Annotated in this window: 25 protein-coding genes; 17 read left to right on the forward strand and 8 right to left on the reverse strand. The window is 42.5% G+C overall.

Features of this window, described 5'->3' with window-relative positions; translation table 11 throughout:
• Positions 1 to 254: 254 nt before the first annotated feature.
• Entirely contained in the window at positions 255 to 626 is a 372-nt protein-coding gene (locus ACVBJC_RS07365) for a YacL family protein (RefSeq protein ID WP_447160228.1), read from the forward strand.
• A gap of 111 nt (positions 627 to 737) precedes the next feature.
• Here the strand turns inward: ACVBJC_RS07365 and ACVBJC_RS07370 are convergent, their stop codons facing one another.
• Both ACVBJC_RS07370 and narQ read right to left on the reverse strand, forming a co-directional pair.
• A complete protein-coding gene (locus ACVBJC_RS07370; protein ID WP_447160229.1) occupies positions 738 to 1,367 on the reverse strand; it encodes a response regulator in 630 nt (209 codons plus the stop codon).
• 95 nt (positions 1,368 to 1,462) lie between these two features.
• On the reverse strand, positions 1,463 to 3,175 hold the full coding sequence (narQ, locus tag ACVBJC_RS07375; RefSeq protein ID WP_447160230.1) for a nitrate/nitrite two-component system sensor histidine kinase NarQ: 1,713 nt from the start codon (positions 3,173 to 3,175) through the stop codon (positions 1,463 to 1,465).
• Positions 3,176 to 3,418: 243 nt separating this feature from the next.
• Here narQ and nrfA point away from each other — a divergent pair, with 243 nt between their 5' ends.
• The gene (gene nrfA / locus ACVBJC_RS07380; protein WP_447160231.1) at positions 3,419 to 4,822 is read left to right on the forward strand and encodes an ammonia-forming nitrite reductase cytochrome c552 subunit; all 1,404 of its coding nucleotides are present in this window, start codon (positions 3,419 to 3,421) and stop codon (positions 4,820 to 4,822) included.
• A 110-nt stretch (positions 4,823 to 4,932) separates the two neighbouring features.
• On the opposite strand, the gene ACVBJC_RS07385 is transcribed toward nrfA, so the two are convergent.
• On the reverse strand, positions 4,933 to 5,475 hold the full coding sequence (locus tag ACVBJC_RS07385) for an isochorismatase family protein (protein ID WP_447160232.1): 543 nt from the start codon (positions 5,473 to 5,475) through the stop codon (positions 4,933 to 4,935).
• Between the two features lie 266 nt (positions 5,476 to 5,741).
• Here ACVBJC_RS07385 and ACVBJC_RS07390 point away from each other — a divergent pair, with 266 nt between their 5' ends.
• From ACVBJC_RS07390 to aroG, 4 genes are all read left to right on the forward strand, one after another.
• The gene (locus ACVBJC_RS07390) at positions 5,742 to 6,080 is read left to right on the forward strand and encodes a P-II family nitrogen regulator (protein ID WP_447160233.1); all 339 of its coding nucleotides are present in this window, start codon (positions 5,742 to 5,744) and stop codon (positions 6,078 to 6,080) included.
• 11 nt (positions 6,081 to 6,091) lie between these two features.
• Complete coding sequence (locus tag ACVBJC_RS07395) at positions 6,092 to 7,342, forward strand: ammonium transporter (protein WP_447160234.1); 1,251 nt, start codon at positions 6,092 to 6,094, stop codon at positions 7,340 to 7,342.
• A gap of 162 nt (positions 7,343 to 7,504) precedes the next feature.
• Entirely contained in the window at positions 7,505 to 7,843 is a 339-nt protein-coding gene (locus ACVBJC_RS07400) for a hypothetical protein (protein ID WP_447160235.1), read from the forward strand.
• A gap of 564 nt (positions 7,844 to 8,407) precedes the next feature.
• Entirely contained in the window at positions 8,408 to 9,463 is a 1,056-nt protein-coding gene (gene aroG, locus ACVBJC_RS07405; RefSeq protein ID WP_447160236.1) for a 3-deoxy-7-phosphoheptulonate synthase AroG, read from the forward strand.
• A 73-nt stretch (positions 9,464 to 9,536) separates the two neighbouring features.
• Here the strand turns inward: aroG and ACVBJC_RS07410 are convergent, their stop codons facing one another.
• Positions 9,537 to 9,713: a hypothetical protein gene (locus tag ACVBJC_RS07410; protein ID WP_447160237.1), complete on the reverse strand. Its 177-nt coding sequence runs from the start codon at positions 9,711 to 9,713 to the stop codon at positions 9,537 to 9,539.
• A gap of 343 nt (positions 9,714 to 10,056) precedes the next feature.
• On the opposite strand from ACVBJC_RS07410, the gene ACVBJC_RS07415 reads away from it, so the two are divergent.
• Both ACVBJC_RS07415 and ACVBJC_RS07420 read left to right on the forward strand, forming a co-directional pair.
• Positions 10,057 to 11,838, forward strand: a complete 1,782-nt coding sequence (locus tag ACVBJC_RS07415) for an ABCB family ABC transporter ATP-binding protein/permease (protein ID WP_447160238.1) — start codon at positions 10,057 to 10,059, stop codon at positions 11,836 to 11,838.
• A 103-nt stretch (positions 11,839 to 11,941) separates the two neighbouring features.
• Positions 11,942 to 12,205, forward strand: coding sequence for a hypothetical protein (locus tag ACVBJC_RS07420; protein ID WP_447160239.1), 264 nt, complete (start codon positions 11,942 to 11,944; stop codon positions 12,203 to 12,205).
• 669 nt (positions 12,206 to 12,874) lie between these two features.
• On the opposite strand, the gene ACVBJC_RS07425 is transcribed toward ACVBJC_RS07420, so the two are convergent.
• Positions 12,875 to 13,441 (reverse strand): histidine phosphatase family protein, encoded by a 567-nt coding sequence (locus tag ACVBJC_RS07425; RefSeq protein ID WP_447160240.1) that lies wholly within the window; start codon positions 13,439 to 13,441, stop codon positions 12,875 to 12,877.
• Positions 13,442 to 13,611: 170 nt separating this feature from the next.
• Here ACVBJC_RS07425 and ACVBJC_RS07430 point away from each other — a divergent pair, with 170 nt between their 5' ends.
• From ACVBJC_RS07430 to ACVBJC_RS07450, 5 genes are all read left to right on the forward strand, one after another.
• Positions 13,612 to 14,361 carry a ferredoxin--NADP reductase gene (locus tag ACVBJC_RS07430; RefSeq protein ID WP_447160241.1) on the forward strand — a complete coding sequence of 250 codons (750 nt, stop codon included), beginning with the start codon at positions 13,612 to 13,614 and terminating at the stop codon, positions 14,359 to 14,361.
• Positions 14,362 to 14,587: 226 nt separating this feature from the next.
• Entirely contained in the window at positions 14,588 to 15,595 is a 1,008-nt protein-coding gene (locus tag ACVBJC_RS07435) for a Fe(3+) ABC transporter substrate-binding protein (protein WP_447160242.1), read from the forward strand.
• Positions 15,596 to 15,917: 322 nt separating this feature from the next.
• Positions 15,918 to 17,549, forward strand: coding sequence for an ABC transporter permease (locus ACVBJC_RS07440; protein ID WP_447160243.1), 1,632 nt, complete (start codon positions 15,918 to 15,920; stop codon positions 17,547 to 17,549).
• Position 17,550: 1 nt separating this feature from the next.
• The gene (locus ACVBJC_RS07445; protein WP_447160244.1) at positions 17,551 to 18,579 is read left to right on the forward strand and encodes an ABC transporter ATP-binding protein; all 1,029 of its coding nucleotides are present in this window, start codon (positions 17,551 to 17,553) and stop codon (positions 18,577 to 18,579) included.
• Positions 18,580 to 18,825: 246 nt separating this feature from the next.
• Positions 18,826 to 19,758 (forward strand): Dyp-type peroxidase, encoded by a 933-nt coding sequence (locus ACVBJC_RS07450; RefSeq protein WP_447160245.1) that lies wholly within the window; start codon positions 18,826 to 18,828, stop codon positions 19,756 to 19,758.
• 80 nt (positions 19,759 to 19,838) lie between these two features.
• On the opposite strand, the gene ACVBJC_RS07455 is transcribed toward ACVBJC_RS07450, so the two are convergent.
• Entirely contained in the window at positions 19,839 to 20,300 is a 462-nt protein-coding gene (locus ACVBJC_RS07455; RefSeq protein WP_447160246.1) for a cupin domain-containing protein, read from the reverse strand.
• Positions 20,301 to 20,553: 253 nt separating this feature from the next.
• Positions 20,554 to 21,024, reverse strand: coding sequence for a transcriptional regulator ArgR (gene argR / locus ACVBJC_RS07460; protein ID WP_439267726.1), 471 nt, complete (start codon positions 21,022 to 21,024; stop codon positions 20,554 to 20,556).
• A gap of 352 nt (positions 21,025 to 21,376) precedes the next feature.
• Between argR and mdh the strand changes: the two genes are divergently transcribed.
• Complete coding sequence (gene mdh, locus ACVBJC_RS07465) at positions 21,377 to 22,312, forward strand: malate dehydrogenase (RefSeq protein ID WP_447160247.1); 936 nt, start codon at positions 21,377 to 21,379, stop codon at positions 22,310 to 22,312.
• 111 nt (positions 22,313 to 22,423) lie between these two features.
• On the opposite strand, the gene ispB is transcribed toward mdh, so the two are convergent.
• Complete coding sequence (gene ispB, locus ACVBJC_RS07470) at positions 22,424 to 23,395, reverse strand: octaprenyl diphosphate synthase (RefSeq protein ID WP_447160248.1); 972 nt, start codon at positions 23,393 to 23,395, stop codon at positions 22,424 to 22,426.
• 282 nt (positions 23,396 to 23,677) lie between these two features.
• Here ispB and rplU point away from each other — a divergent pair, with 282 nt between their 5' ends.
• From rplU to cgtA, 3 genes are all read left to right on the forward strand, one after another.
• Positions 23,678 to 23,989 carry a 50S ribosomal protein L21 gene (rplU, locus tag ACVBJC_RS07475; RefSeq protein ID WP_028765847.1) on the forward strand — a complete coding sequence of 104 codons (312 nt, stop codon included), beginning with the start codon at positions 23,678 to 23,680 and terminating at the stop codon, positions 23,987 to 23,989.
• Between the two features lie 15 nt (positions 23,990 to 24,004).
• Positions 24,005 to 24,259, forward strand: coding sequence for a 50S ribosomal protein L27 (gene rpmA / locus ACVBJC_RS07480; protein WP_012154114.1), 255 nt, complete (start codon positions 24,005 to 24,007; stop codon positions 24,257 to 24,259).
• A gap of 137 nt (positions 24,260 to 24,396) precedes the next feature.
• A complete protein-coding gene (gene cgtA / locus ACVBJC_RS07485) occupies positions 24,397 to 25,560 on the forward strand; it encodes an Obg family GTPase CgtA (RefSeq protein WP_447160249.1) in 1,164 nt (387 codons plus the stop codon).
• The last annotated feature ends 7 nt before the right edge of the window (positions 25,561 to 25,567 follow it).

The following is a 25,567-nucleotide window of genomic DNA, read 5'->3' on the forward strand; positions in this document are numbered from 1 at the left end:
GCTATCGACTCCTTTATATCGGGGGAGGTAACGCTAATCTCAGCAAATTTAAAAAGGACGCAGATGCGTCCTTTTTTACGTCTGCAATTGTCTACTTCTGCGTTGAATAGACTCACAAGGGGATAACCATTGTGCCATCTATTTGCCTTGAATTAGTTTGCCAAATTCACTCTGAGTAGATCAGTTTCTTATGCTGATTGGTATAAGTGCGTTAAAATGAACACTGAGAGTGATTTTTAATTTTGAGCCAAGTTATGGAATACGAATTTTTACGCAATACTATTACTGACACGGTGTTTGCCCGTTTTAGTATGGATCATGAAGCGGTAGGTTTTTGGTTATCGGAAGAGCTTGCCGATAATAGGCCGTTGTATGTTGAGATCTGCCAGCAAATCGAGCGATTGCAAAACGGTCAGGGCAATGAATGGCGTTTGCTAGGTAAAGCGCTATCGCTTGAGCTTGATACTGAGCAGGCAAGAATATTTGCTAATGATATTGAAGATAACGAAGATCAAGAACTCGATGAGTCGATGTCATTTTATGACGGAGAGTCCGAAGCGTTTTGTGGTTTAGAGGACTTTTATGAGGTCCTTGTCAGCTGGCGTCATTTCTTAGACGAAAAATGATTGCCGATCTTCAGATTTATTTCTGAACAAATAAATCCAAAAAAGCAGCCTTTGGCTGCTTTTTTGATCTAAAACTCTATCATAATACTGATTTGTATTGTCTAAGCAGGATCACTGATTGAGATAGCGTACTGCCATTTCTGTACGTGATTTCGCATTGGCTTTGCGCAGTAAGTTTTTCACATGCACTTTTACTGTGCCTTCGCTAATATGAAGTTGTTCGGCAACGATACGGTTGCTTTGACCTTCAGCGAGATGCTGCAAAATTTCAAGTTCTCTAGGTGTTAAATTTTCAATCCATTCCTGTTCATTGACCGAAGTATTTAACTCCGATAGATAGTCTTGAACATTATCGCTTATCACACGGTGGCCAAGCATGGCATTTTTGAGCATATCAAGCAGTAAGTCTGGCTCGGTATCTTTTAATAAATAGCCGTCTGCGCCAGCGCGCATTAAACGGATCACATCTTGTTTTGCATCGGATACGGTTAAAATAACGATACGTGAAGTGACGCCCTCTTGCCTTAAAGCGTTCAGTGTATCTAAGCCTGTCATGCCTTTCATATTAAGATCGAGCAATATAATATCGGGCTCATTATCACTAACCGCTGATAATGCATCTAGGCCACTTCCCGCTTCACCAAATAAGGTAAAGTCTGAGTCCGAAGTGACAAGTTGACAGATCCCACGCCGTAGTAGTGGGTGATCATCAATAACTAGAACTGAATAGGGTTTGCCCATCTTTAGGCCTCCTGCTGAGGTATGTGCGACTAAGTAAAACAGCTAATAAAATCATGCTATTCCCTTAAAAAAGCAAGCGGGAATAGCGATTATCGTTATTCAGCTGGCTCCTGTTGGGGAGAGAAGCTAAGGGTCACTGTGGCCCCACCTTTTTTATTCTGGCTAAATTCTACCACACCCGACAAGCGACTGGCGCGTTCGTGCATAATTCCTAAGCCAAAATGTTGATCCCTTTCTTTTAATTTTTCAATGCCTACGCCGTCATCACTGATGCTGATCACGACTTTTTTATCGGAAATTGTTTGGCAGCTAATATGTATGTGCTTCGCACTTGCATGTTTTATTGCATTTAATGTCGCTTCACGGGTGAGCTGCAAAATATGAATATGTTGGTGGGCACCTAAGAGCTGTGCGGGTAACTTGTAGTCTAGCGTAATATTGGCATTGGACTGACCACGTAGCTGTTCTATCATCGCTTCCATAGCATGGCCTAAATTAGGGTCTTTAATGGTTAGACGGAACGTAGACAATAATTCTCGTAATTGCACGTATGCGGTATTAACACCTTCGTTTATCTCTTGTAACTGCTCGGCAGCTCGTGGGCTTTTTGAAGTTTTATCTAGCTCTTTAGAAAGCAGATTCACTTGAATTTTTAAGAAAGATAACAATTGACCCAAAGAGTCGTGTAGCTCTCTGGCAATGACGCCGCGCTCTTCCATCAAGGCCAGTTGCTGACGTTGTTCACCCGCATTGTAGATCACCATTGAACGCGCAAGCATGATGGCAAAGTTATTAAACAGAGGAAAAGAGAAGGCGTTAGAGGAAACGACTTCAAGGTAACCTAAGTTGTTGTTTTCAAATTTAACCGGAAATTGTTTGCTGTTTTCGCTATGCAGTGGCCAATCTGTTGTGCTTTCAGCTGCAATAATATCGACTACATCAGCGTCTTGAACTAGAACAAGGCGTAAGCGTATGCCTTTTTCATGCGCCTGAAGTTGATTGAGCGCTTGGGTCAAAGTGTAACTATCGAGTTTACTCGAGTGCAGCATCACTAACGTATCGTAAAGTAAGGTTAGCTCATTGTTGGCACGAGTTAAGGCTATGGTCTTTTCTTGGACTTGCTCTTCGAGTCCTTGATATACACTGGCTAATTTTTTTACGGTTGAGTCTAGCGCGCTGCTTAATGCACTTAATTCTAGGTACTCTGTTTTAGGCATCTCTACATTAAAATCACCTTGTGAAATAGTATCGGCGGCTTGCATTAATTGTTGCAGCGGTTTAACAACTTTGCGTTTGGCAATTCTGACGGTAATAAAGGCAATCAGTAACATTAAGCCCAATCCACCTATCTGGCTGATGGCCAAAATTTTGAGCTTGAGTGCCGCGTATTGTTCGGTTTCGAGTACAAATAAATCAATCGTATCGACAAAGTCTTTAAGCGATTCCGCATAGAGGCGTGAATTTTCTGTTTTTATGTAGTAACGCATCACTTGCCATTTATCGATAACCGTAAGGTATTTGTTTTTAAGATCTTGAGGGGTATACCAGGTAAGTGAGCGCTTAAGAGCCTGAGAATTTAATGTATTTTCAAACTCTTTAATTTTTTCATTAGCCGCTTCGCTACCTGAATTGGCGTAGAACATTAAGCGATAACTCTGCATTCTAAGTGAACCTGAAGCGTTTATAGCTCTAGCATCCCCAAGGCTATAAGACAGGTTGATAATCGCAAAAATAGCCAGTCCACTCGACAGCAAAATTAGCGTTAACATGAAGCCCCAAATCGCTGAAGTGAGTCTGCCTTTTTTCATTTATAAAATCTCATCGTTATGGTATTCGAGTTATTCATTGGTAGCGGTTCTACATTAGTGGTTACTTGATTACATTAACAAAAATGCAAAAGTGTGAGCAACAACACGTTCACAATTTGATCTAACGCAAACTTCACCACGGATACCCCCTTAGGGGTATGTCTTTGTTAACTGGAAGTGATTAAGTTCGACCTAGAAATAGGTGGGACTATATAAATATTATAAAAGTAACATGGAGATGAGATGGTGAAAACATTAACTAAAAAGTCTTTTGCACTGAGTGCAATCGTAGCAGCAAGCCTAATGGCGGGCAGTGCATTCGCAAGTGATAAAACTGAGCCGCGTAACGAAGTTTATAAAGATAAATTTTCTAACCAATATAAAACTTGGCATGACACATCTGAAAGTGTAGAAATTATTGATGCACTTGAGCAAGATCCAAATCTAGTGATTCTTTGGGCGGGTTATGGTTTTGCTAAAGATTATAACAAAGCTCGTGGTCACGTTTACGCAGTGACAGATTTACGTAATACACTACGTTCTGGTGCACCAAAGACTGCTGAAGATGGTCCAATGCCAATGGCATGTTGGTCTTGTAAGAGCCCAGATGTACCTCGCATGATCGAAGAGCAAGGTGAAGACGGTTACTTTAAAGGTAAGTGGTCTAAAGGCGGTCCAGAAATCGTTAACTCTATCGGCTGTTCTGATTGTCACGAAAAAGGCAAGTCTAAGCTACGCATCTCTCGTCCATTCGCTGAGCGCGGTATGGAAGCAATTGGCACACCATTCGATGAAGCTTCTCGTAAAGACAAGCAATCAATGGTTTGTGGTCAGTGTCACGTAGAGTACTACTTCGAAAAAACTGCTGATAAGAAAGGTTTTGTTAAGTTCCCATGGGACAAGGGCACAACTGTAGAAGATATGGAAGCATACTATGATGCTATCGATTTCGCAGATTGGACTCACGCCATTTCTAAGACGCCAATGCTAAAAGCACAGCACCCAGGTTATGAAACTTGGCAGCTAGGTATGCACGGTAAAAACAACGTAAGTTGTACTGACTGTCACATGCCTAAAGTTAAGAATGCTGAAGGTCGTAAGTTTACCGATCACAAAGTGGGTAACCCGTTCGATCGTTTCGAAGAAACGTGTGGTACTTGTCATGATCAAAGCAAAGAGTTCATGGTTAACCTAGATAACGAGCGTAAAGCGAAGGTTAAGCAGATCCAACTTCAAGCTGAAGAGCAGTTAGTTAAAGCTCACTTCGAAGCTGGTGCAGCTTGGGAAGCCGGCGCAACAGAAGCTGAAATGGCTCCAATCTTATTGGATATCCGTCACGGTCAATGGCGCTGGGATTATGCAATCGCCTCTCATGGTGTAGCATCTCATGCTCCAGATGAAGCGCTACGTGTACTAGGTACTGCACTAAACAAAGCTGCTGATGCTCGCGTTAAGCTAGCTCAACTACTTGCTAAGAAAGGCGTACCACAGCCTATCGCTCTTCCAGATATCTCTACTAAAGCTAAGGCGCAAGCGGCTCTAGGTATGGATATGGATAAGATGAATGCTGATAAAGCTGAATTCAAGAAGACTGTGCTACCTAAGTGGGATGCAGAAGCTGAAAAGCGTGAAGCGACTTACAAATAAGTCTACTGACACTGACACTATATAGTGCTTATAAGTTAAGTGCTTACAAGTTAAGTGTCTAGAATAAGTCTTTAGCATAGAAGCCCTCTTCGGAGGGCTTTTTTTGGCTTTTACTTGATGAGTTTAAGCAAGGCTTTAAAACGATCGCCATTAGCTTGATGTTGTAACTCAAACAGTAGTGACTCAACATTGGTCTGCATTGCACCATAACTTAACATCATCTCTAATCCGCTTACCTTATTACTCTCTTCTCTTGACGACATCGCATCAGTTACAAGATGAGCATGGTAGCCGTGATCTAACAGATCTCTGCAGGTCTGGTAAACACACACGTGAGTTTCAATACCCGCTAAGATAACCTGCTTACGCTCCATCGAGCTGAGCTTTTCTCTAAATGTATCAGCTTGCCAACCACTAAAATGATCCTTGACGATAGATTCTGTGGTTTTTGCCAGCGCCAGGGCTAGGTTTTCACTTGTCCGTCCTAACTTCTGTGGTATTTGTTCGAGCCACAAAATTGGAATATCAAATAGCTGTATCCCCTTAATTAATATCTCTAGCTTACGATGCAGTTGCTCACTTTGGTGCATAACCCGTGCGAGTTGACCTTGTACATCGACCACAACCAATACACATTCTTCTGCTTTTAGCATCTTAGGCTTCTCTATTTTGCAAGGGGAGTTAATTGTTCAGTAAAGCGGATCTGTTTGGTTTATCCAATTAGAAATAGGTCTAATCTGGCTCGATATTGCTGCTTTATCTTTGTGCAGCCCCTGCATGCTTGCACTTGTTTGGTGCGTTAATATGCAGTGTTAATTGCGCGTAAAATCTTATCTTGTTGAATTTAAATGGTTAATAACTTTGGCCTAATGCTTGAATTATGTTTAAGCAAATAGGGAATGTAATTGGGGAGATAACCATGAAATTGGTAAGCGCGATAATTAAGCCATTTAAATTAGACGATGTTAGAGAAGCGATAGCTGAAGTGGGCATTGAGGGGATGACGGTTACAGAGGTAAAAGGTTTTGGTCGTCAAAAAGGCCATACCGAACTGTATCGTGGCGCAGAGTACCAAGTGGATTTTCTACCAAAAGTGAAATTAGAAATTGCCATCAAAGCTGACAGGCTAGAACTGTTACTCGAAGCGATCACTGGCGCAGCGAGAACAGGGAAAATAGGCGATGGCAAAATTTTTGTTACGGATCTTGAGCAAGCTATCCGTATTCGAACTGGCGAAGTTGATAACGAAGCACTGTAAGGGGAAAGCTGATGGATGATTTAACTAAGTTGGGACTGACGGTAACAGAGTTACGCTTTGCCCTAGATACATTTTATTTTTTGATTTCAGGCGCACTAGTCATGTGGATGGCTGCAGGATTTGCCATGTTAGAAGCCGGGTTAGTTCGCTCTAAAAATACCACTGAAATTCTCACTAAAAATGTGTGTCTATATTCTATTGCTTGTGTGATGTACCTGATTGTGGGCTACAACATCATGTATGTTGGTAATGCCGAAGGGGGATGGTTGCCCTCATTCGGCTCATTAATTGGCTCTCAAGGGGAAGGGGCTGATCATGCATTGGAGTCAGACTTCTTTTTCCAAGTCGTGTTTGTGGCTACGGCAATGTCTATTGTATCTGGCGCGGTTGCCGAGCGTATGAAATTATGGGCATTTTTGTGTTTCTCAGTATTTATGACGGCGGTAATTTACCCTGTTGAAGGCTATTGGACATGGGGCGGCGGTTTTCTGTCTGAAGCTGGTTTTGTTGATTTTGCAGGCAGTGGCATTGTACATATGGCGGGGGCTGCAGCAGCGCTTTCAGGTGTATTACTGCTCGGTGCGCGTAAAGGTAAGTATGGCGCTAACGGTCAAGTGAACCCTATTCCGGGTTCAAATTTACCTATGGCAACGCTGGGTATGTTTATTTTATGGATGGGCTGGTTTGGCTTTAATGGTGGCTCGCAGCTTTTGATATCGGATGCTGAGAATGCCAGCGCTGTGGCTAAAATATTTGTTAACACCAATTCGGCGGCAGCATTTGGCGCGATTGCTGCGCTGATTGTATGTCGACTGATTTGGGGGAAGGCTGATTTGACCATGATCTTAAATGGTGCCTTAGCTGGGCTGGTAGCGATTACAGCGGATCCATTGTCACCCTCATTAGTCATGGCTGGTGTGATTGGTACTGTCGCGGGTGGCTTAGTGGTGTTCTCGATTGTTGCCTTCGATAGGATCAAGATTGATGATCCAGTTGGTGCGATTTCTGTTCACGGTGTTGCAGGATTGCTTGGACTGGTATTAGTGCCAGTATCAAATGCTGATGCGTCACTCTTGACCCAGTTATATGGCGCGGCCGTAATTTTTGGCTGGGTATTTTTAGCGTCGACTGTGGTTTGGTTTGCACTGAAGGTGACCATGGGGATCCGTGTTACAGAAGAAGAAGAATATAATGGAATGGATGCTTCTGATTGCGGAATTGATGCTTATCCAGAGTTTGTATCGGTTAAGAGTGGTAGTTAGGCTTTCAGAGTAACCAACAGTTACAAGCCGTGATATAAATAAAGAGCTTATGCCTATGGGTATAAGCTCTTTTGTTTCATGTATTGTTATGTGATCAGAGAGTTTAAGGCTCAACAGAATTAGGCTAAAGTAAGTTATCAGCGGGTTGAGCATGGATCTTTTATGAAAGCATTGAAACTACTGAGCACTATATTGCTTATGGCGCTGGCGACAAGTGCCAGCGCTGGCCAAGTTATAGTGCGAAAGTCCAGTGAGCCGTTTGATGCATTTGCGGTTAGGGATGAAGTGCAAAGGCAGCATGCATGGCGTGAAGCGCTGCGTTATCAGCAACAGATCCAAATATTACAAAGCTTACCTTTTGGTTGTGTGCCTTTCGCAATGCCTTATCGATACTTTTCCTGCCAAGGTTTATTTTACAGACCTTATGCTTACCAAAATAAGGAGCTTTTTATTCAAATCGACTCTCCTAAAGAGCAGGGCGCTAAGGTACCGCTCGATTAGAGCTTGAGGCCTTGAGAGCAACTGCGCTAATCGTTCGATTTAGGTATTGTTAGTATATGCATCGCGGCAGTTTAGGAGTTACTCGGGATTCATCTTGAGTCCTGCCAAGTGTCAGCGCACATATATTGCTAGACTATTTTTCGCTTCGCTTTAACTGCTTCGCTTAATAGTCTCGCTCTATCTCGCCAAGCAGCTTAATTGAGTCCATTTGTTTCACTGACAGGGTGAACTTACTGCTGAGCCTACTGCGCTTTAAATTGGCTCGCGGGCAAGCCGTACAGGCTTATTTTATGGATAAATTTTATTATTTTTTGCGTACAGCAGGCTTTAGCTTTTAAATTGTAATCTTTAGGAATAATTAACAGTTTAGTGGGCTTATTTGCAGCTTACTTTGACACTTTATATAAATTTTTAATTTCTAATTTCTTTTTAAACAAATAGTTAAAAATAATTATATGAAATAATCATAACTTGATTGCAATCTAAGTTCATACTGGATAAATTGAATGCAGTATCGCAATTGAGAGATCTGTATTCATAGGCTAGACGGAGCTAAGTATTACCATGTATTACCAAAATGATGATGTTCGAATTAATAAGATAAAAGAGTTGTTACCTCCAATTGCTATTTTGGAGCGATTTCCCGCAACACAGAACGCATCAGCGACCGTATTTAATGCCCGCGAAAGCATACATAATATTTTAGCGAAGAAAGATGACCGCCTATTAGTGGTTATTGGGCCGTGCTCTATTCATGATCCTGTCGCAGCACTTGAATACGGTAAGCGTTTAGTTGAACTTAGAGAGCGTTATAAAGACCAGCTAGAAATCGTGATGCGAGTCTACTTTGAAAAGCCACGCACCACGGTGGGGTGGAAAGGTTTGATCAACGACCCCGATATGGATAATAGCTTCAAGCTAAATGATGGTTTACGTACCGCACGTAAGCTTTTGTTAGACTTAAACAACATGGGCTTACCTACCGCGGGTGAGTTTTTAGATATGATCACGCCGCAGTATGTTGCCGATCTCATGTGCTGGGGGGCAATTGGTGCACGTACTACCGAGTCTCAAGTACATCGCGAATTAGCATCGGGTCTATCAAGTCCAGTGGGTTTCAAAAATGGCACAGATGGCACAATTAAGGTGGCGATTGACGCTATTGGTGCTGCAAGCGCGCCGCATCATTTCTTATCTGTGACTAAGTTTGGCCATTCGGCTATTGTTGAGACCAAAGGAAATCCTGACTGTCATATTATTTTGCGTGGTGGCAAAGAGCCAAACTATAGCGCTGAGCATGTTGCTGCGATTAATAAGCAATTAGACAAGGCAGGTTTAGCGAATAACATCATGATTGATTTTAGCCATGCAAACAGTAGCAAACAGTTCGAGCGCCAGATGTTGGTTGGCGATGATGTTGGAGCGCAAATGGCTAATGGTGATACGTCTATCTTTGGTGTGATGGTTGAAAGTAACTTGGTTGAAGGGCGTCAGGATCATATTGAAGGGCAGTCTCTTTGCTATGGTCAGAGTGTGACAGACGCTTGCATTGGGTGGCAAGATAGTGAAAAGCTGCTGGCAACATTGAATGATAGTGTTGTTAAGCGCAGAGTCGCTTAATTTACAATACAAAAAAGGAGGCATAGGCCTCCTTTTTTGATCGAGTAATTTATTCAATTAGCTTCGATTAGCATTACTTCTTACCTTGCTCAAGTAAGTACTCATTGGCTTTAGCTAAGCTGCCAAACGAAGTAATTAGATTGTTTTGACCCTTTTCCTGAATTTCCGGATTTCCTGATTGAGTCATCATCCATATCCATGTTTGGATGAGTGGTAAGGGGGGATATTTTGGCTGGGATGAGTCAAGCATGTTTGCATCCTTTATCTAGTTAACTTGAAAGAGCTGTAGTTGGCTCTTAACCTGTCACTCTTCGTTTTATTGCGCAGAGAGTAGCAAATTCTTTTCTTTGGGTTAACAGAATTTGCGTTAATTCGTACAAGTTTGTCGAAAAACGTGCAAACTAACCCATTTAGAAAGCCACTCCTTTAGCCTAGTAAGGCTAAAGTTGCACGATAACATAGACAGTCGTCATAGTCTGTTAACTTTTTTGCTACATTAATGGCTTTTTAATAGTACTTAAGATCACTCGCTGATTGTCATTTAAATGAGTCGTGGTCAGTGGGTCAATTGTAAATTTTCTTTGGGATAAAAAATGCGCCCCTCTCTGTATTTTGATGAACCGATTGGCAACATAAATTGGCATGTTCTGCGTATGCTATGGCCATATTTAATAGAATTTAAACAAAGGGTTGGCCTGGCATTACTGTGTTTAGTCGTAGCAAAACTTGCCAGTGTTGGGCTGCCTTTTTTACTTAAGGCGCTGGTGGATGGGTTATCAAGTACGTCACCGAAAGAGCTTGTGGCAGTCCCTATCTCATTAGTTATCGCCTATGGCGGTATTCGATTACTCAATACCATTATTTCGGAAGTAAGAGACACCCTATTTGGACGGGTAACCGAGCGTGCAATTAGGCGATTAGGCATGGCAGTCTTTGAGCACCTACATCGTTTAGATATGGCGTTTCATTTAGAGCGTAGGACCGGGGGCTTATCTCGAGATATTGAACGAGGCACCAGCGGCATGAGTTTCTTGATGCGATTTATGGTGTTCAATATTGTACCGACGATTTTAGAGATCATTTTGGTTGTAGGGATTTTATTTTATAACTATGGCTATGCATTTGCTGGCGTGACATTACTGTCGGTTATCGCCTATGGCGCCTATTCTATCGTGGCTACCGAGTGGCGTACTGGCTACGTTCGTGACGCAGCAAAAGCAGATTCAATCTCTAGTACACGGGCGATTGATAGTTTACTTAACTATGAAACAGTGAAGTATTTTAATAATGAGCAATACGAAGCTAACCAATATGATGCTGCATTGGCGCAATGGGAACAGGCTAAGCGCAAGAATCGCTTATCCCTGTTTGCGTTAAATGCGGGGCAAGCTTGTATCATCTCCGTTGCGATGACATTGATGCTGGGCATGGCGGCCTTCGATGTTGTTCAAGGCGATATGACCATAGGTGACTTTGTGTTGGTTAACGCTTTTATGATGCAGCTATTTATTCCGCTTAACTTCTTAGGATTTGTGTATCGAGAGATCAGAGGCGCATTTGCCAATATTGAGCGTATGTTTGCTCTATTGGACAGGGCTCCTATGATTAACGATGCCGCGAATGCCAAAGCTCAAGCACTAACGCAAGGGCGAGTATCATTTGAAAATGTAAGCTTTCAATATGACTCTCGGACTATTTTAGATGATGTCAGTTTTACCATTGAAGCGGGCCAAAAAGTGGCCATAGTTGGTGATAGTGGCGCGGGTAAGTCGACCTTAGTTAAATTGCTATTTCGTTTTTACGATGTGGTTGGTGGGCGAGTCTGTATTGATGGGCAGGATATTCGCAGCGTTACTCAAGACAGTTTGCGGCAGGCTATTGCTATAGTCCCTCAAGATACGGTGTTATTTAATGATACCTTGATTGAAAATGTGCGTTATGGTCGACCAAGTGCCACTATGGAAGAGGTCAACAGTGCGATAAAGATGGCGCATCTCAGTCAATTTATCGAAAGCTTACCCGAGGGTGGTCAAACTCGAGTCGGTGAGCGAGGCTTAAAATTGTCGGGTGGGGAAAAGCAGCGCGTCGCAATAGCCAGAGCCATATTGAAAAAGTCGCCCATTTTAGTGTTTGATGAAGCGACTTCCTCATTAGATAGTCATTCGGAGCAGGCAATCTTAACGGCACTGAAGGAGGTGGCAAAAGGCCACACGAGTTTAGTCATTGCCCATAGACTTTCAACTGTGGTTGATGCGGATAGAATCATAGTATTGAGTAAGGGCAAGGTTGTCGAAACCGGTAACCATAGTGATTTACTTGCGGCTAACGGTCTTTATGCTAATTTATGGCGAGTACAGCAAGAATCAGGTCGATAGAGTTGATTGATTAAGAAAAGCCTGTTTCGGGTTCAGCATAGGTTCAGTTTCATATGTCTATAATTGAACATAATTTAACGGGAAGCTAATGCAGAAGGTCACAATGAAAAATATACCTATACTGGCCCAGATTGAAGGGCAAGAGAGTAAAGTAAATACTGACTGGCTTGCGATTATGGCAACGCTAAAAAAGCGCGGGCTAGAAAATGATGAACTTGAAGTAGCGTATTTTGAATTATGTGCTGGAATGCGAGTGACAACCCGTGGCCTAAGTCTCGCGAAGGCTGCGCCTGTCGCTTCGTTACCGGGCTTATTGCATGAGCCTAAATTCTCGGCTCGAGATTATGCAGGCATGCTGAGCGCCTAAAAGTGTAACTTACCAATTTTCCAACCATCACAAATGAGTTTAGGTTTTGGAGAGGGATCGGATATCTGGGTTAACCCTATGATTTTTCCCTCTATAAAGCAGATGTACTCTCCTTCTATCACAGTCATTCGCTCACAACTGCTACAGCTAGATGAAAGTGATCTATTGTTTGGCTGTGTATTTAAGTTGCCCATATCTGATCTCCAGTAAGCGCTAGCTTGTCTTTAGCTCATCTTTTATTAAGCTAAAGCCGTATTTGAACATTGTCATTGGTTAAAGCAAGCAGCAATGGCGTATGATAAAGCAATCGCTGATCTGCTTTGGTTCACTTTTAAAAGTAGTGGGTTAAGTTTTGCGTTGTTTGTTGTGAGTATTCTTTCAGCGCTTACTCTTCCTGATGGTCACAAGATTTTGCATAAACAAGACTTTATTTGTGTGACCAAGATTGCATTTTTAGTGCTTTTGTGAGGAAGGTATTTAATCACTTAAATACAAATATACCAAGCCTAATTTGTTATATTTCATTTTGTCTTTATATTGTCTTTATATTGTCTTTATATTGTCTTTATATTGTCTTTATATTGTCTTTATTTTACCCTCATTCTGTCTTTATTTTGTTTTCACTTTGAATAGGGGCTCATCGGTTTTATTGCTGAGTAAGCTAGCCCTTTAATCTATAAAAGGTTGGCCAAAGCGGGTCTTTAACAAACTGACCTTCCCCGTTGTTGAAATGCGTAATTGATATAACTCACCATAATTATCCTCATCTATCTGCTGCACTAAAGGGCCGCCTAACGCGTTAATGATTAGGGGCACAGTATTGGAATGACCAGCGATAAGGCTATTGCCCGGTGAGCTACGCACTAAGGATACGATGTCATTTATGTGGGTTTTAATCCCTGATTTTACTTGAACGATTTCGACATCCAAGCCTCTTTGAAGCGCTATAGGAGCCAGAGTTAACTGCGTTCTTTGGTAGTTTGACGCGATGAGTTGTGACAAGTCTACATCAGCTAAAGCCTCTGTTAGCGCCTTGGCTCTGATACTGCCCTGTTGACTGAGTTCGGGATCGCGAGAACCATCATCACGCTTTTCTGCATGCCTAACCAATACGATGATTTTTGCCTGATGGTCTGCTTTAGGTTCAAGCTTTTCTTGGGCGTAGCAACTAAAACTTGTAGTGATAATCGCTAAGGTGGTTAGCGTTATTGCGAGGGCTTTCTTGGCCTGAATCATCGACTACCTACTGAATTAACGTCTAAAATTTCGAATTAAAAAATCACTTTCCCCTAGGAGGAGCAAAGGTATAGAGGGTCTGCTTGTATGAAATAACAACAGTCTTTAGATTAATCTTTCTGAAGTTAGAATAAAAGCTTATGCTCAATTAAACGAAAGGGGAGTGTCTTATGTGGATAGAAGGGCAAGTTATTGAAAGATTAGATTGGAGCGATAAACTGTTTTCGCTCAAAATTAAAGTTGATATTGGTGACTTTATTGCTGGGCAGTTCATTAAGCTTAGTCGCATTGTTGACGATAAAAGGATTGGACGAGCCTACTCGTTAGTTAATCCACCAGGTTGCGATTATATCGAGGTGTTAGCCGTTGCCGTCGATGATGGTCAACTCTCTCCAAACTTACAGGCATTAGAAGTCGGTGATGTTATTGATGTCGCTACTAAAGCGACCGGCTTTATGACCTTAGATGAGTTGCCTAAAGATGAAGAGCAGGGCAAGCATTTGTGGTTTTTAGCGACTGGCACAGCAGTCGGACCTTTTATCTCCATAATGGATACCCCTGAGCCATGGCTTAACTATGAAAAACTGGTGCTGGTATATGGTGTACGAGAAGGGAAAGATTTGGCCTATCTTGAGCACTTAAAGCGATTTGAACAAACTTATCCTGAACGGTTTCAGTTAATATTGTCGGTAACTCGTGAACCATTTGATGGCGCATTAACTAAGCGGATCCCAGATGTCATTGTAAGCGGTGAACTTGAAGCTAAAGCAGGCTTATCCCTAAGTGCTACTGAATCCCAGGTGATGATCTGTGGTAATCCAGGAATGATTACAGAGGCGCAGCAGGCGCTGAAAGACAAAGGACTCACTAAAAACCTACGCCGTGCACCTGGGCAGATAACGGTTGAGAAATATTGGTAAGCGGCACTGTTAGCATCTCGGCCACAAGGATCGTTTAATCAGTATTTGTTAATTTAAATGCATGTAAGTTAAGTGTTTACTGATTTTTATCAATTTTAGTTTTGTTTGTTTAAATCGCTCACAATGACTTGCTGTTTCTTACCAATTTGATTACCCTTAACGCAATTGAGAATTGTTATCACTATCAGTTGGTGGTCGCAGGGTAGCACTTGAAGGGAGAAGCGTAATGAAAATAGTAAAGAGTCTTGCTGTTATGGGGCTTGCATGTATTGCATCAATAGCAAATGCATCTGAAAGACTGACGGTATATTCCTATCGCCAAGCTTTTCTTATTGACCCCATATTGGCTGACTTTACTAAAGAGACTGGCGTTAAAGTTGACGTGGTTTTCTCAAAGAAGGGTATTGCTGAACGTATGATGCGTGAAGGGCGTTTATCTAAAGCCGACATAGTGCTGACATCTGACTTTTACCGTTTGATGGAGTTAGTAGAAAAAGATTTAGTTGCTCCAGCAAACAGCGATACCTTAAAACAGAATATCCCTGCAAAATACCGTTCACCAGATGATGAGTGGTATGCGCTCACAATGCGAGTGCGTAATATTTATAGCTCTAAAGACAGGCTCGGCAAACTTGATATCAACTACGAAGATTTAGCGGATCCTAAATATAAAGGTAAAATTTGTACGCGTAGTGGTAAACACCCATATAACGTTTCTCTTGTGGCTTCAATGATTGCACATCACGGTGAGCAAGAAACAAAAACCTGGTTAGAGGGGTGGAAGGCCAATTTAGCCAGAAAGCCACAGGGAAATGATCGCGCACAAGTTAAAGCGGTAAGCGAAGGTATGTGTGATCTCGCGATTGGTAACAGTTACTACTTAGGTAAGATGTTACAAGATCCTAAGCAAAAAGCTTGGGCTGATGCCATAGAGATTAACTTCCCTAATCAAGACAATTATGGCTCCCACATTAACGTTTCGGGTATGGCGCTGGCGAAATATTCCAAAAATAAACAAACTGCACTTAAGTTGATGGAGTTCTTATCTGGTGATAAAGCCCAGCACACTTACGCTGAAGTGAACTTTGAATATCCAGTTAAAGCCAACGTCGCACCATCTAAGATAGTAGCTTCTTGGGGAACGTTTAAAGCTGATGATTTACCTATCTACAAATTAGCTGAATATCATGGTGCAGCGATTAAGTTGCTTGATGAAGTGAAGTTCGATCTGTAATTGATGGTAAAAATATTTAAGGTTGGGCTAACATATTCGGCGTAAACTCAATTATTGAGGTTAATCAGATAGGTTAAAGCCTCTAGGCTAACTCTCTAGAGCAACTCTACTTGATTAAGCTCTCTGGATTAAGCTCTCTGGATTAAGCTCTCTGGATTAAGCCTCTAGATTAAGTCTTCTAGAAAAGCCTGCTAAGTGTGTATATAGTCATATTCGCAGTGTGTTAGTTCCAACAATTGAAATACCATTGAACCTATCTATCGAGATAGGTTTTCTTATTTTTGGCTAAAATTTTTCACGTTATATGTAGGTAGTAAAGATTATGGTTTTAGGCTTAGCCAAGGGCTGGTCTGTAGCAAGTTATACCTTGGCACTATTGATTGTTATGCCACTTATTGCACTTATCGGTCAATCATTCTTGCCTGATGGTTCTGTATTTACCCATCTATTTGATACTGTATTACCCACCTACATCAGTAATAGCCTGTGGCTGATGTTTTGGGTCGTTATTGGCTCACTTATCATCGCGGTCCCAGCCGCATGGCTGGTGGCTAAATGTCATTTCCCTGGGCGTCGAATTTTTCAGTGGGCGTTACTGCTGCCTTTAGCCATGCCAGCTTATGTCGTGGCCTATGTTTATACCGACTTATTTGATTATGCTGGCCCTGTGCAGCGCGGCTTGCGCACATTTTTTGGTTGGCAAACACCTCAAGACTATTACTTTCCAGAGGTACGCTCATTGGGCGGCGCTGCCATTATGTTGTCGCTCGTGTTGTTTCCGTATATCTACTTACTGGCACGAACGGCTTTTATGGAGCAATCCGCTAGTTTAAGTCAAGCAACAAGAGTGATGGGCTGTGGGCCTTGGAAAAGCTTCTGGCGTTTAAGTTTACCTATGACGCGTCCAGCATTGGCTGTTGGTGCGGCATTGGTTGCTATGGAAACAGCGGCAGATTTTGCCACCGTAAGCTATTTTGCCGTGCCAACATTGACTACGGCTGTTTACGATACCTGGTTTGAATATGGCAGCTTAGCAGCGGCTGCAAAGCTTTCAACCATTATGTTATTAGTGATTTTTGCCATGGTGGGTTTTGAGCGTTTCGCGAGGCGAAAACAAAAGTTGTTTCAGAAACAATCAACGCCAGGCGAACTCGATATCTATCCTCTGACCGGGCTGAAAGCTCTGGCTGCAATGAGTTACTGCGCAGCCTTACTCTTTGTCGCTTTTTTACTGCCTTTTATTATATTAGTGCAGTATGCCTATGGCTATTTTGCCGAAAGCTGGAATCAAGAGTTCTTTGAATATAGCTTTAATAGCTTATGGATAGCGGTGGTGGTGAGCTGCATCTGTGTGGCTATTGGTATTGTGTTGATGTTCATTCGTAGGGTTAGCCCTAGGCGGGCCGATATTCTTCCTTCTCGCTTAGCATCAACGGGCTATGCTCTGCCAGGTACCGTGTTAGCCATTGGGATCTTAGTACCTTTTACCCAACTCGATTTTGCAATCAATGATATAGCCGAATACTTTGGCTTTGAGGGCCCAGGGCTCATCTTAACGGGCAGCAGCTTTATTATTGTGTGCGCTTTTTGTATTCGCTTTGCCGCAATTGCTATCGGCAGTATAGAAAACAGTTATAAACGGATCTCCCCCTCACTGGATATGGCGGGGATCACTATGGGCCTTAAGCCATTAGGACTTTTACGACAGGTGCATATTCCTCTTCTGAGAAAAGGTATTTTTGCTGGCTTATTGCTGGTATTTATCGAATGTATGAAGGAGTTGCCTGCAGCGTTATTGCTAAGGCCGATAGGTTTTGAAAACTTAGCCACCTATGTTTTTCAGTTTGTATCTGATGAGCAGCTAGAGCACGGGGCACTGGCTGCGATTGTCATTGTATTAGTCGGTCTTATTCCGCTTATCTACCTAAATCGTTCCTTGGAGCATGATAATTAATATGGCCACATTACAAGTACAACAGGTTGTTAGCGACTACCAGGGGCAAGTCGTTTTAAAGGGCCTAGATTTAACCGTTGAGAAAGGTGAGATTGTCGCGTTACTTGGTCCAAGCGGCTGTGGTAAAACCACTTTGTTGCGCGCAATTGCGGGGCTTCAGGCGATTACTCATGGCCAGATAATCATTAATAATAAAGTCGTGGCATCCGATGATTGTTTTATTCCTAGCGAGCAGCGAGGCGTTGGGATGATTTTTCAGGATTATGCGCTTTTTCCTCATTTAACTGTGGCTGATAATATTCTTTTTGGTTTACGAACTCGTGATAAAGCAGTCAGGCGATCACGTTTAGAAGAGATGTTAGCGTTAGTCAAACTCGAAGGATTGGCGAAACGTTACCCCCATGAGTTATCGGGTGGTCAACAACAAAGGGTCTCAATCGCAAGAGCGCTGGCTTATAAGCCTGAAGTGTTATTGCTCGATGAACCGTTTTCAAATATTGATGCCAAAGTACGCCGTGAAATGATGCTCGAGATCCGCGATATTTTGAAAAAGCATAATGTTAGTGCGGTTTTCGTGACACACAGTAAAGATGAAGCGTTTGTATTTGCAGATAAGCTAGCGCTATTTAATCACGGTGAAATCGTGCAGTGTGGTGATGCCGAAGGCTTATATTTAGCGCCATCAGATAAATATGTCGCAGATTTTCTAGGAGCGGGGAATTACCTTAAGGCTGAAGTCATTAGTGACTATTGCATTGCCACTAGCATTGGTGAAATCGTGAGTGAAAGTTTACTTAAGCTGCCAGTCGGTTCCACGGCTGAAGTGCTGCTAAGGCCTCAGCACTTATTATTGAAAGCGGATGCTAACGGTGTTGGCGAAGTGATTGAGCGACGCTTTTTAGGAAATATCTGCCAATATCAAGTTCAGGTCGATGAAACTGTCATAGAGATCCACAGTCCGCAGCGAGACTTAGTACTTGGCCAGCGGGTCGCTATAGCGTGTCAGAACCATAGTTTGGTTTTGTTCTAGTTAAAAGAGTTTAATCACTCAGTCCTAGTCGCTTAATCGTTAAGCCATCACCGCTTACAGACGCGTTTTAGTTAATTTACATGTGAGATAATGTGAGCAAAGTAGATTTTCTTGCTTGCTTAAGTTGTAGTTAGTTCAAGGAATTGACTATTGATTTTAGTTATTGTGCGTCAGTTAATGATATTAATCACTAAAGTTGTCCATAATGTTGCCGAAAATTAATTATGCTAAGGGTTACTTATAATAATGGATAGTCAGGTTATGCCTCGTGAACAGCTTGGAGTTTGTGCAGAAGGAAACTTGCACAGTGTCTACTTAATGTTTAATGCTAATGATAGTGTTGAGTCTGACATGCGCCCTTGTGTGGCGAATGTGGCTCAGTATATTTATGAATTAGCAGATCAATATTCTGATAGTGCCTTTAATGGTTTTGTTGCCATTGGTGCTAATTATTGGGACACCTTATACCCCCATGCTCGACCAGAAGAGCTAAAACCTTTCCCTGCGATGAATCGAGGTAATCGAGATGCACCGGCTATCGAGTATGATTTATTTGTGCATATCCGTTGTGATCGTTTTGATATTCTGCACTTGGTGGCTAACGAAGTTAATCAAATGTTTGAAGGCTTAGTTGAACTCATTGATGAAGAGCGTGGCTTTAGATTCATGGACTCTCGTGATTTGAGCGGCTTTGTTGATGGCACCGAGAACCCTAAAGGACGTAGTCGTCAGGAAGTTGCATTAATCGGCGAGGAAGACAGCCGTTTTAAAGGCGGAAGTTATATTCATGTACAAAAGTTTGCCCATAACTTAAGTAAGTGGAACCGTCTGCCAGTCAAGAAGCAAGAAGATGTTATTGGGCGTACTAAAGCGGACAATATCGAGTATGCATCGGCTGATAAACCGCTTACGAGCCACATTAAGCGTGTTAACCTGAAAGACAGTGAAGGTAAGTCTATGGAGATCTTAAGGCAAAGCATGCCTTATGGTTCAGTTAAAGAGCAAGGCTTGATGTTTATCTCTACTTGCCGCAATTCAGTTAATTTCGAAAAGATGCTAGAGAGCATGGTGCATGGCGATAGTGAAGGCAACCATGACCATTTAATGCATTTTACTCAAGCATTAACAGGTTCGTCATTCTTTGCGCCATCATTAGACTTTATGATTACAGCGGGCTAATTCGCAAGGTTTTACTGACTCATAAAAAACGCACAGTAAAGTGCGTTTTTTATTGGGCGTAACAAAGTGAATTATTCGCGCTAAGCTTCGTCTTTATCCCAATAATTGGTGGGGCGTTTAGCGTAAACTTCGTTGACAGATTTTACTAGCACCTTGTTATTTTCTGGGTACACAACTACGTCATGTATGTCTCGGTTACCAACGACCAGAAAAACAAACTCTTGCTCACTATGATTGACGAGTTTATGAGACACACCCGTGTCAGCGTTAAAGCAGATATATTCTCCCTGACTAAAAGGGTGAGGCTCGCCGTCAATGTATAGCGTCGCTTCGCCATGCATCGCGTAGATATGCTCTTCTTCTTTTGTATGGTAATGGGCAACAGCTGAGGACTTACCTGGCGCTAAGCGTTCCATGGTCACGCCAATTTTTTCTCCACCGGCGGTATCGCCAATGTGCTTTTGCTCGCTGGCATACTGATCTTCATGCTGCCAAGATTCCCAGCATATATCGTTGATATTTATTATTTTACTTTTATTCATTATTTGCCCTCGACTAACAGTACTGTCATTGAGGATTATAACGATTATTGCTCGAGAGAGAAGCTGCTATTCAATATATTGTATAAAACATAGTGTTTCATACAGGGGGCATTAAGCTAAATGATTGGGTTACGGTGCAGAGCCTAGGTAAACGGTCGAGTGATGGAGGCTGATTATGCAACAAACAAAAAATGCTGTAGCCCTGAGGGTACAGCATTTAAAAAAATCGTCGCTTTATGTTTAGTCGGCGTAATTAATCAGCATAATTAAACAGTGACTTAACTGTCTCTAGCGTGTCTTCAATGCTATGGATACTAGATGGACAGATGAAAATCGTATCATCACCAGCAATAGTCCCCAAAATACCCTCAGGCTTACCTATTGAGTCGAGTAGACGCGCGATTAATTGCGCTGCACCAGGGCTAGTTCTGACAACAATCATGGCTTGGTTATGGTCAACATCCAGTACCAGGTTTTTAAGCGGGCTTCCGGCAGTAGGAACGCCAAGCTCTGCTGGAAGGCAGTAAACCATCTCTTGCTTTGCGTTACGGGTTCTAACCGCGCCAAACTTACTTAGCATACGAGAAACTTTAGATTGGTTTATATTGCTAAAGCCTTCTGCTTGAAGGGCGATAACAATTTCACTTTGAGAGCCAAAACGCTCCTCTTTTAAAATAGATTTGAACGTCTTAACTAAATCATCTGGGCTTTTACTAGCTTGCATATATTATTATTCTTTATTCAAAAAAATCTGCTTCATCATGAATATTTTCGCCGTTTTTGTCAATTGGTATTCGTTTTTTTGAATAAAAATTCATTAATAAACCCAGTTAGACTCAATGATTCAACTTAAGTTAGAATGATTATTCTAAATTTTGTTATGCTAATTTATTATGGTTTTAGCTCTGTATCGCTGATGTACACTCACTTTACTCATTTACCATCTTACATTAGCGTTCTAGATTATATTCAACACGACTAAGGGATAATTGAATTTTTTTTGTGAATCCAGTACTGTTGCGGCCTTGGAAAGGTGGATCTAAATCACAAAAATCTGAGAATTGACGGAGATCATTATGAAAGTTGCTGTACTTGGTGCTGCTGGTGGTATTGGCCAGGCGCTTGCCCTACTGTTAAAAACTCAATTACCTGCGGGTTCAAAATTGTCGCTTTATGATATTGCCCCTGTTACGCCAGGCGTTGCGGTTGACTTAAGCCACATCCCTACTGCGGTAGAAGTAAAAGGTTTCGCTGGTGAAGATCCTACTGCTGCACTAGAATGTGCTGATGTTGTACTTATCTCTGCGGGTGTTGCTCGTAAGCCGGGTATGGATCGTTCAGATCTATTTAACATCAATGCAGGTATAGTTCGTAATCTAGTTGAAAAATGTGCCGCGACTTGCCCTACGGCATTAATCGGTATCATTACAAACCCTGTAAATACAACCGTAGCCATTGCTGCTGAAGTATTGAAAAAAGCGGGTGTTTACGACAAGAACCGTTTGTTCGGTGTTACAACGTTGGATGTTATCCGTTCAGAAACGTTCGTTGCTGAAGCAAAAGGCTTAAACGTTGCAGACGTTAAAGTTAATGTTATCGGTGGGCACAGTGGAGTGACGATTCTTCCGCTGCTGTCACAAATTGAAGGCGTAAGCTTTACCGATGCAGAAGTTGCAGCATTAACGACACGTATCCAGAATGCGGGTACGGAAGTTGTTGAAGCTAAAGCGGGTGGCGGTAGCGCAACCCTATCTATGGGGCAAGCTGCATGTCGTTTCGGCTTATCACTTGTTCGTGGTCTTCAAGGTGAAGCAAATGTGATTGAATGCGCCTATGTTGATGGCGGCAGTGAGCATACTGAGTTCTTTGCACAACCTGTTGTACTTGGTAAGAACGGTGTTGAGCAAGTCCTTGCTTATGGCGATGTAAGCGCATTTGAAGCGAATGCTCGTGACGCTATGCTAGATACACTAAAGGCTGATATTGTGCTGGGTATCGAATTCGTTAAATAAACGATGACTGACCTCTTGTGGGTCATAATAAAAAAGGAGCCTTAGGCTCCTTTTTTGTTTCTCAATGGCATCAAGGTGCTAATTTAAAGAGAATAATTAGTTACTTCGATCTTAGTTACTGCGTTGAGTTGCTATTCTCGCAAGCGAGATGAGCGCTTCTTTATAATCGGACTCTGGAATGATGGCCAGTGCTGCAATGGCCTTGTCAGACTCCTCGATAGCGCGCTTCTCTGTGTACTCCAATGCACCACAGTTTTTAAGTGCGGCAAGGATCACCTCGATATGCTCAGTTCCGTCACCTTTCTCGATAGCTTCACGGATAAGCGTCTTTTCAGTGTCGTTACCATTTGCCATAGCAAAAATAAGCGGCAGTGTAGGCTTACCCTCAGCTAAGTCGTCACCGATGTTTTTACCTAGCTCTTCTGTTTCTGCTGTGTAATCGAGAAGATCGTCGGTTAACTGGAATGCTGTACCTAAATACTTACCGTATTCAGCCAGTGCGGTTTGCACCTCAATAGGGCTGTCTGCGAGCAAACCTGCAAGGCGAGTAGCGGCTTCAAATAGCTTGGCTGTCTTGCAATAGATGACGCGCATGTAGCTGTCTTCTGTGGTGTCAGGGTCATTACAATTCATCAATTGTAGGACTTCACCTTCCGCGAGCACGTTTGTTGCGTCAGCGAGGATCTCTAGCACGTCTAGGCACTTGAGTTCCGTCATCATTTGGAACGAGCGGGTATATAAGAAGTCACCGACTAATACACTAGCGCTATTACCGAATAGGGCGTTGGCAGTTTTTCTGCCGCGTCGCAACATCGACTCGTCAACAACATCATCATGTAAAAGTGACGCGGTGTGAATGAATTCGATAATGGCTGCTAATTTAAGGTGAGATTCACCTTTATAGTCAATGGCGCGAGCTGCTAGAATAGATAGCAGAGGTCGCAAGCGTTTACCGCCACCGTTAATAATGTAGAACCCAAGTTGATTAATTAGGGCAACATCTGACTCTAGTTGTTTATAGATCAGTTGATTGACAGCTTGCATATCGCTATCAGTCAATTGACGAATGGCGTTTAAATCCATAAGTAGGCTCTAGTTCTTGTTGGCTGCTGAGTAACATTGCAGCTCAATTAAGGCTTAATGTTATAATAATTGGATTCTACCTAAATTTACGGTACAAGACAGTAGTTGTAGATGAATGTGAGAGTTATTTGGGTCTTTTTTTATTCTAAGTTAATTAAGGCTTGTCAGCAGCCTGTTCTTAGCGTAAACTCCGCGACCATTGTCATTAAAGCTTTTATAGCACCCCTGCATCAAACAAATATGTTTTGAGCGGCGTGTTAGAAATATCGGAGTAAAATAGCTATGTACGCTGTTTTTCAAAGTGGCGGCAAGCAACATCGCGTTGAAGCCGGCCATACAGTTCGTTTAGAGAAATTAGAAGTCGCTACAGGCGAAACTATCGAATTTGACCAAGTTCTTTTGGTTGCTGATGGTGAAACTGTACACGTAGGTGCACCTTTAGTTGAAGGTGGAAAGGTTGTTGCTGAAGTTATCAGCCACGGCCGTGCGGAGAAGGTAACTATTGTTAAGTTCCGTCGTCGTAAGCACCACGATAAGAAGATGGGCCATCGTCAATGGTTCACCGAAGTTAAAATTACAGCTATCAACGCTTAATTAGGAGAATAACTCATGGCACATAAAAAAGCTGGCGGTTCTACTCGTAACGGCCGCGATTCAGAAAGTAAACGTCTTGGTGTAAAGCGCTTCGGCGGTGAATCAGTTCTAGCTGGTAACATCATCGTTCGTCAACGTGGTACTAAATTCCACGCTGGTGTTAATGTTGGTATCGGTCGTGACCACACTTTATTCGCACTTACCGATGGTAAAGTGAAGTTTGAAGTTAAAGGTCCACAGAACCGTAAGTTCATCAGCATCGAAGATTAATTCTTAGCTCAGCTAATAATTAATATTAAGCCCCGCCATTGGTGGGGCTTTGTTTTTTCAAAATTAAGTAAATTGTGTTTTGGCGACTAGAATCGTTAAGAGTATAATTCTTTCATTCTGTGGTGCCAGGAGTTGGTATGAAGTTTGTCGATGAAGCTATTATCCGTGTAGAAGCCGGAAATGGTGGCAGTGGTTGCGTTAGCTTTAGACGTGAAAAATATGTTCCTGATGGTGGTCCTGATGGTGGTGATGGTGGCGACGGTGGTAGTGTTTATCTACAAGCCGATGAGAACCTTAACACACTGATCACTTTTCAGTTTGAACGCTTCCATATTGCCGAGCGCGGTAAGAATGGTCGTGGACGTGATTGTACCGGTCACGGCGGTGAAGACTTGATCCTTAAAGTGCCTGTAGGTACTCGCGCTATCGATAACGATACTGAGGAGTCACTGGGTGACTTAACCACTCACGGGCAAAAATTGCTTGTGGCTAAAGGTGGTTTCCATGGTCTAGGTAATACTCGTTTCAAGAGTAGTACTAACCGTGCGCCAAGGCAGAAGACGTTAGGTACCGACGGTGAAGTGCGTAGCCTTAAGCTGGAGCTGTTATTGTTAGCAGACGTAGGCTTGTTAGGTATGCCTAACGCAGGTAAGTCGACCTTTATTCGCTCAGTGTCTAAGGCTAAGCCGAAAGTGGCTGACTATCCGTTTACAACTTTGGTTCCTAACTTAGGTGTTGTTAACCCTAGACCGGGTCAAAGCTTTGTAATCGCCGATATTCCAGGTCTTATTGAAGGTGCTGCTGATGGCGCAGGTCTTGGTGTTCAATTCTTGAAGCACTTAGAGCGTTGTCGTGTATTGCTGCATATTCTAGATGTTGAGCCTATCGATGGTAGCGATCCTGTTGAGTCTGCTCGTGCTATCGTTGGTGAGCTTGAAAAGCACTCTCCAAAGCTTGCGGGTAAGCCGCGCTGGTTAGTGATTAACAAAGCAGATTTGATGTTGGAAGAAGAGCTACAAGAGCGAATCGACCATATCGTTAAAGAACTTGAGTGGGATGGCGATATCTATACGATTTCAGCTTATAACCGTGAAGGTACTGCTGAGTTAGCCCTTAAACTACTAGACTTTATTGCTTCACTTCCTCCTGAAGAAGAAGTTGATGCCGATGCCGAAGTCGAGTTCAAGTGGGATAACTATCATCAGAACGCTAACGAATCAGTCAATGAAGATTTTGACGATGATTTCGATGACGACTTTGATGAAGATGACTACGATGTAGAGATTATCTACCAAAGATAATTATTCG

The organism is Shewanella sp. 0m-6, from assembly GCF_052977325.1.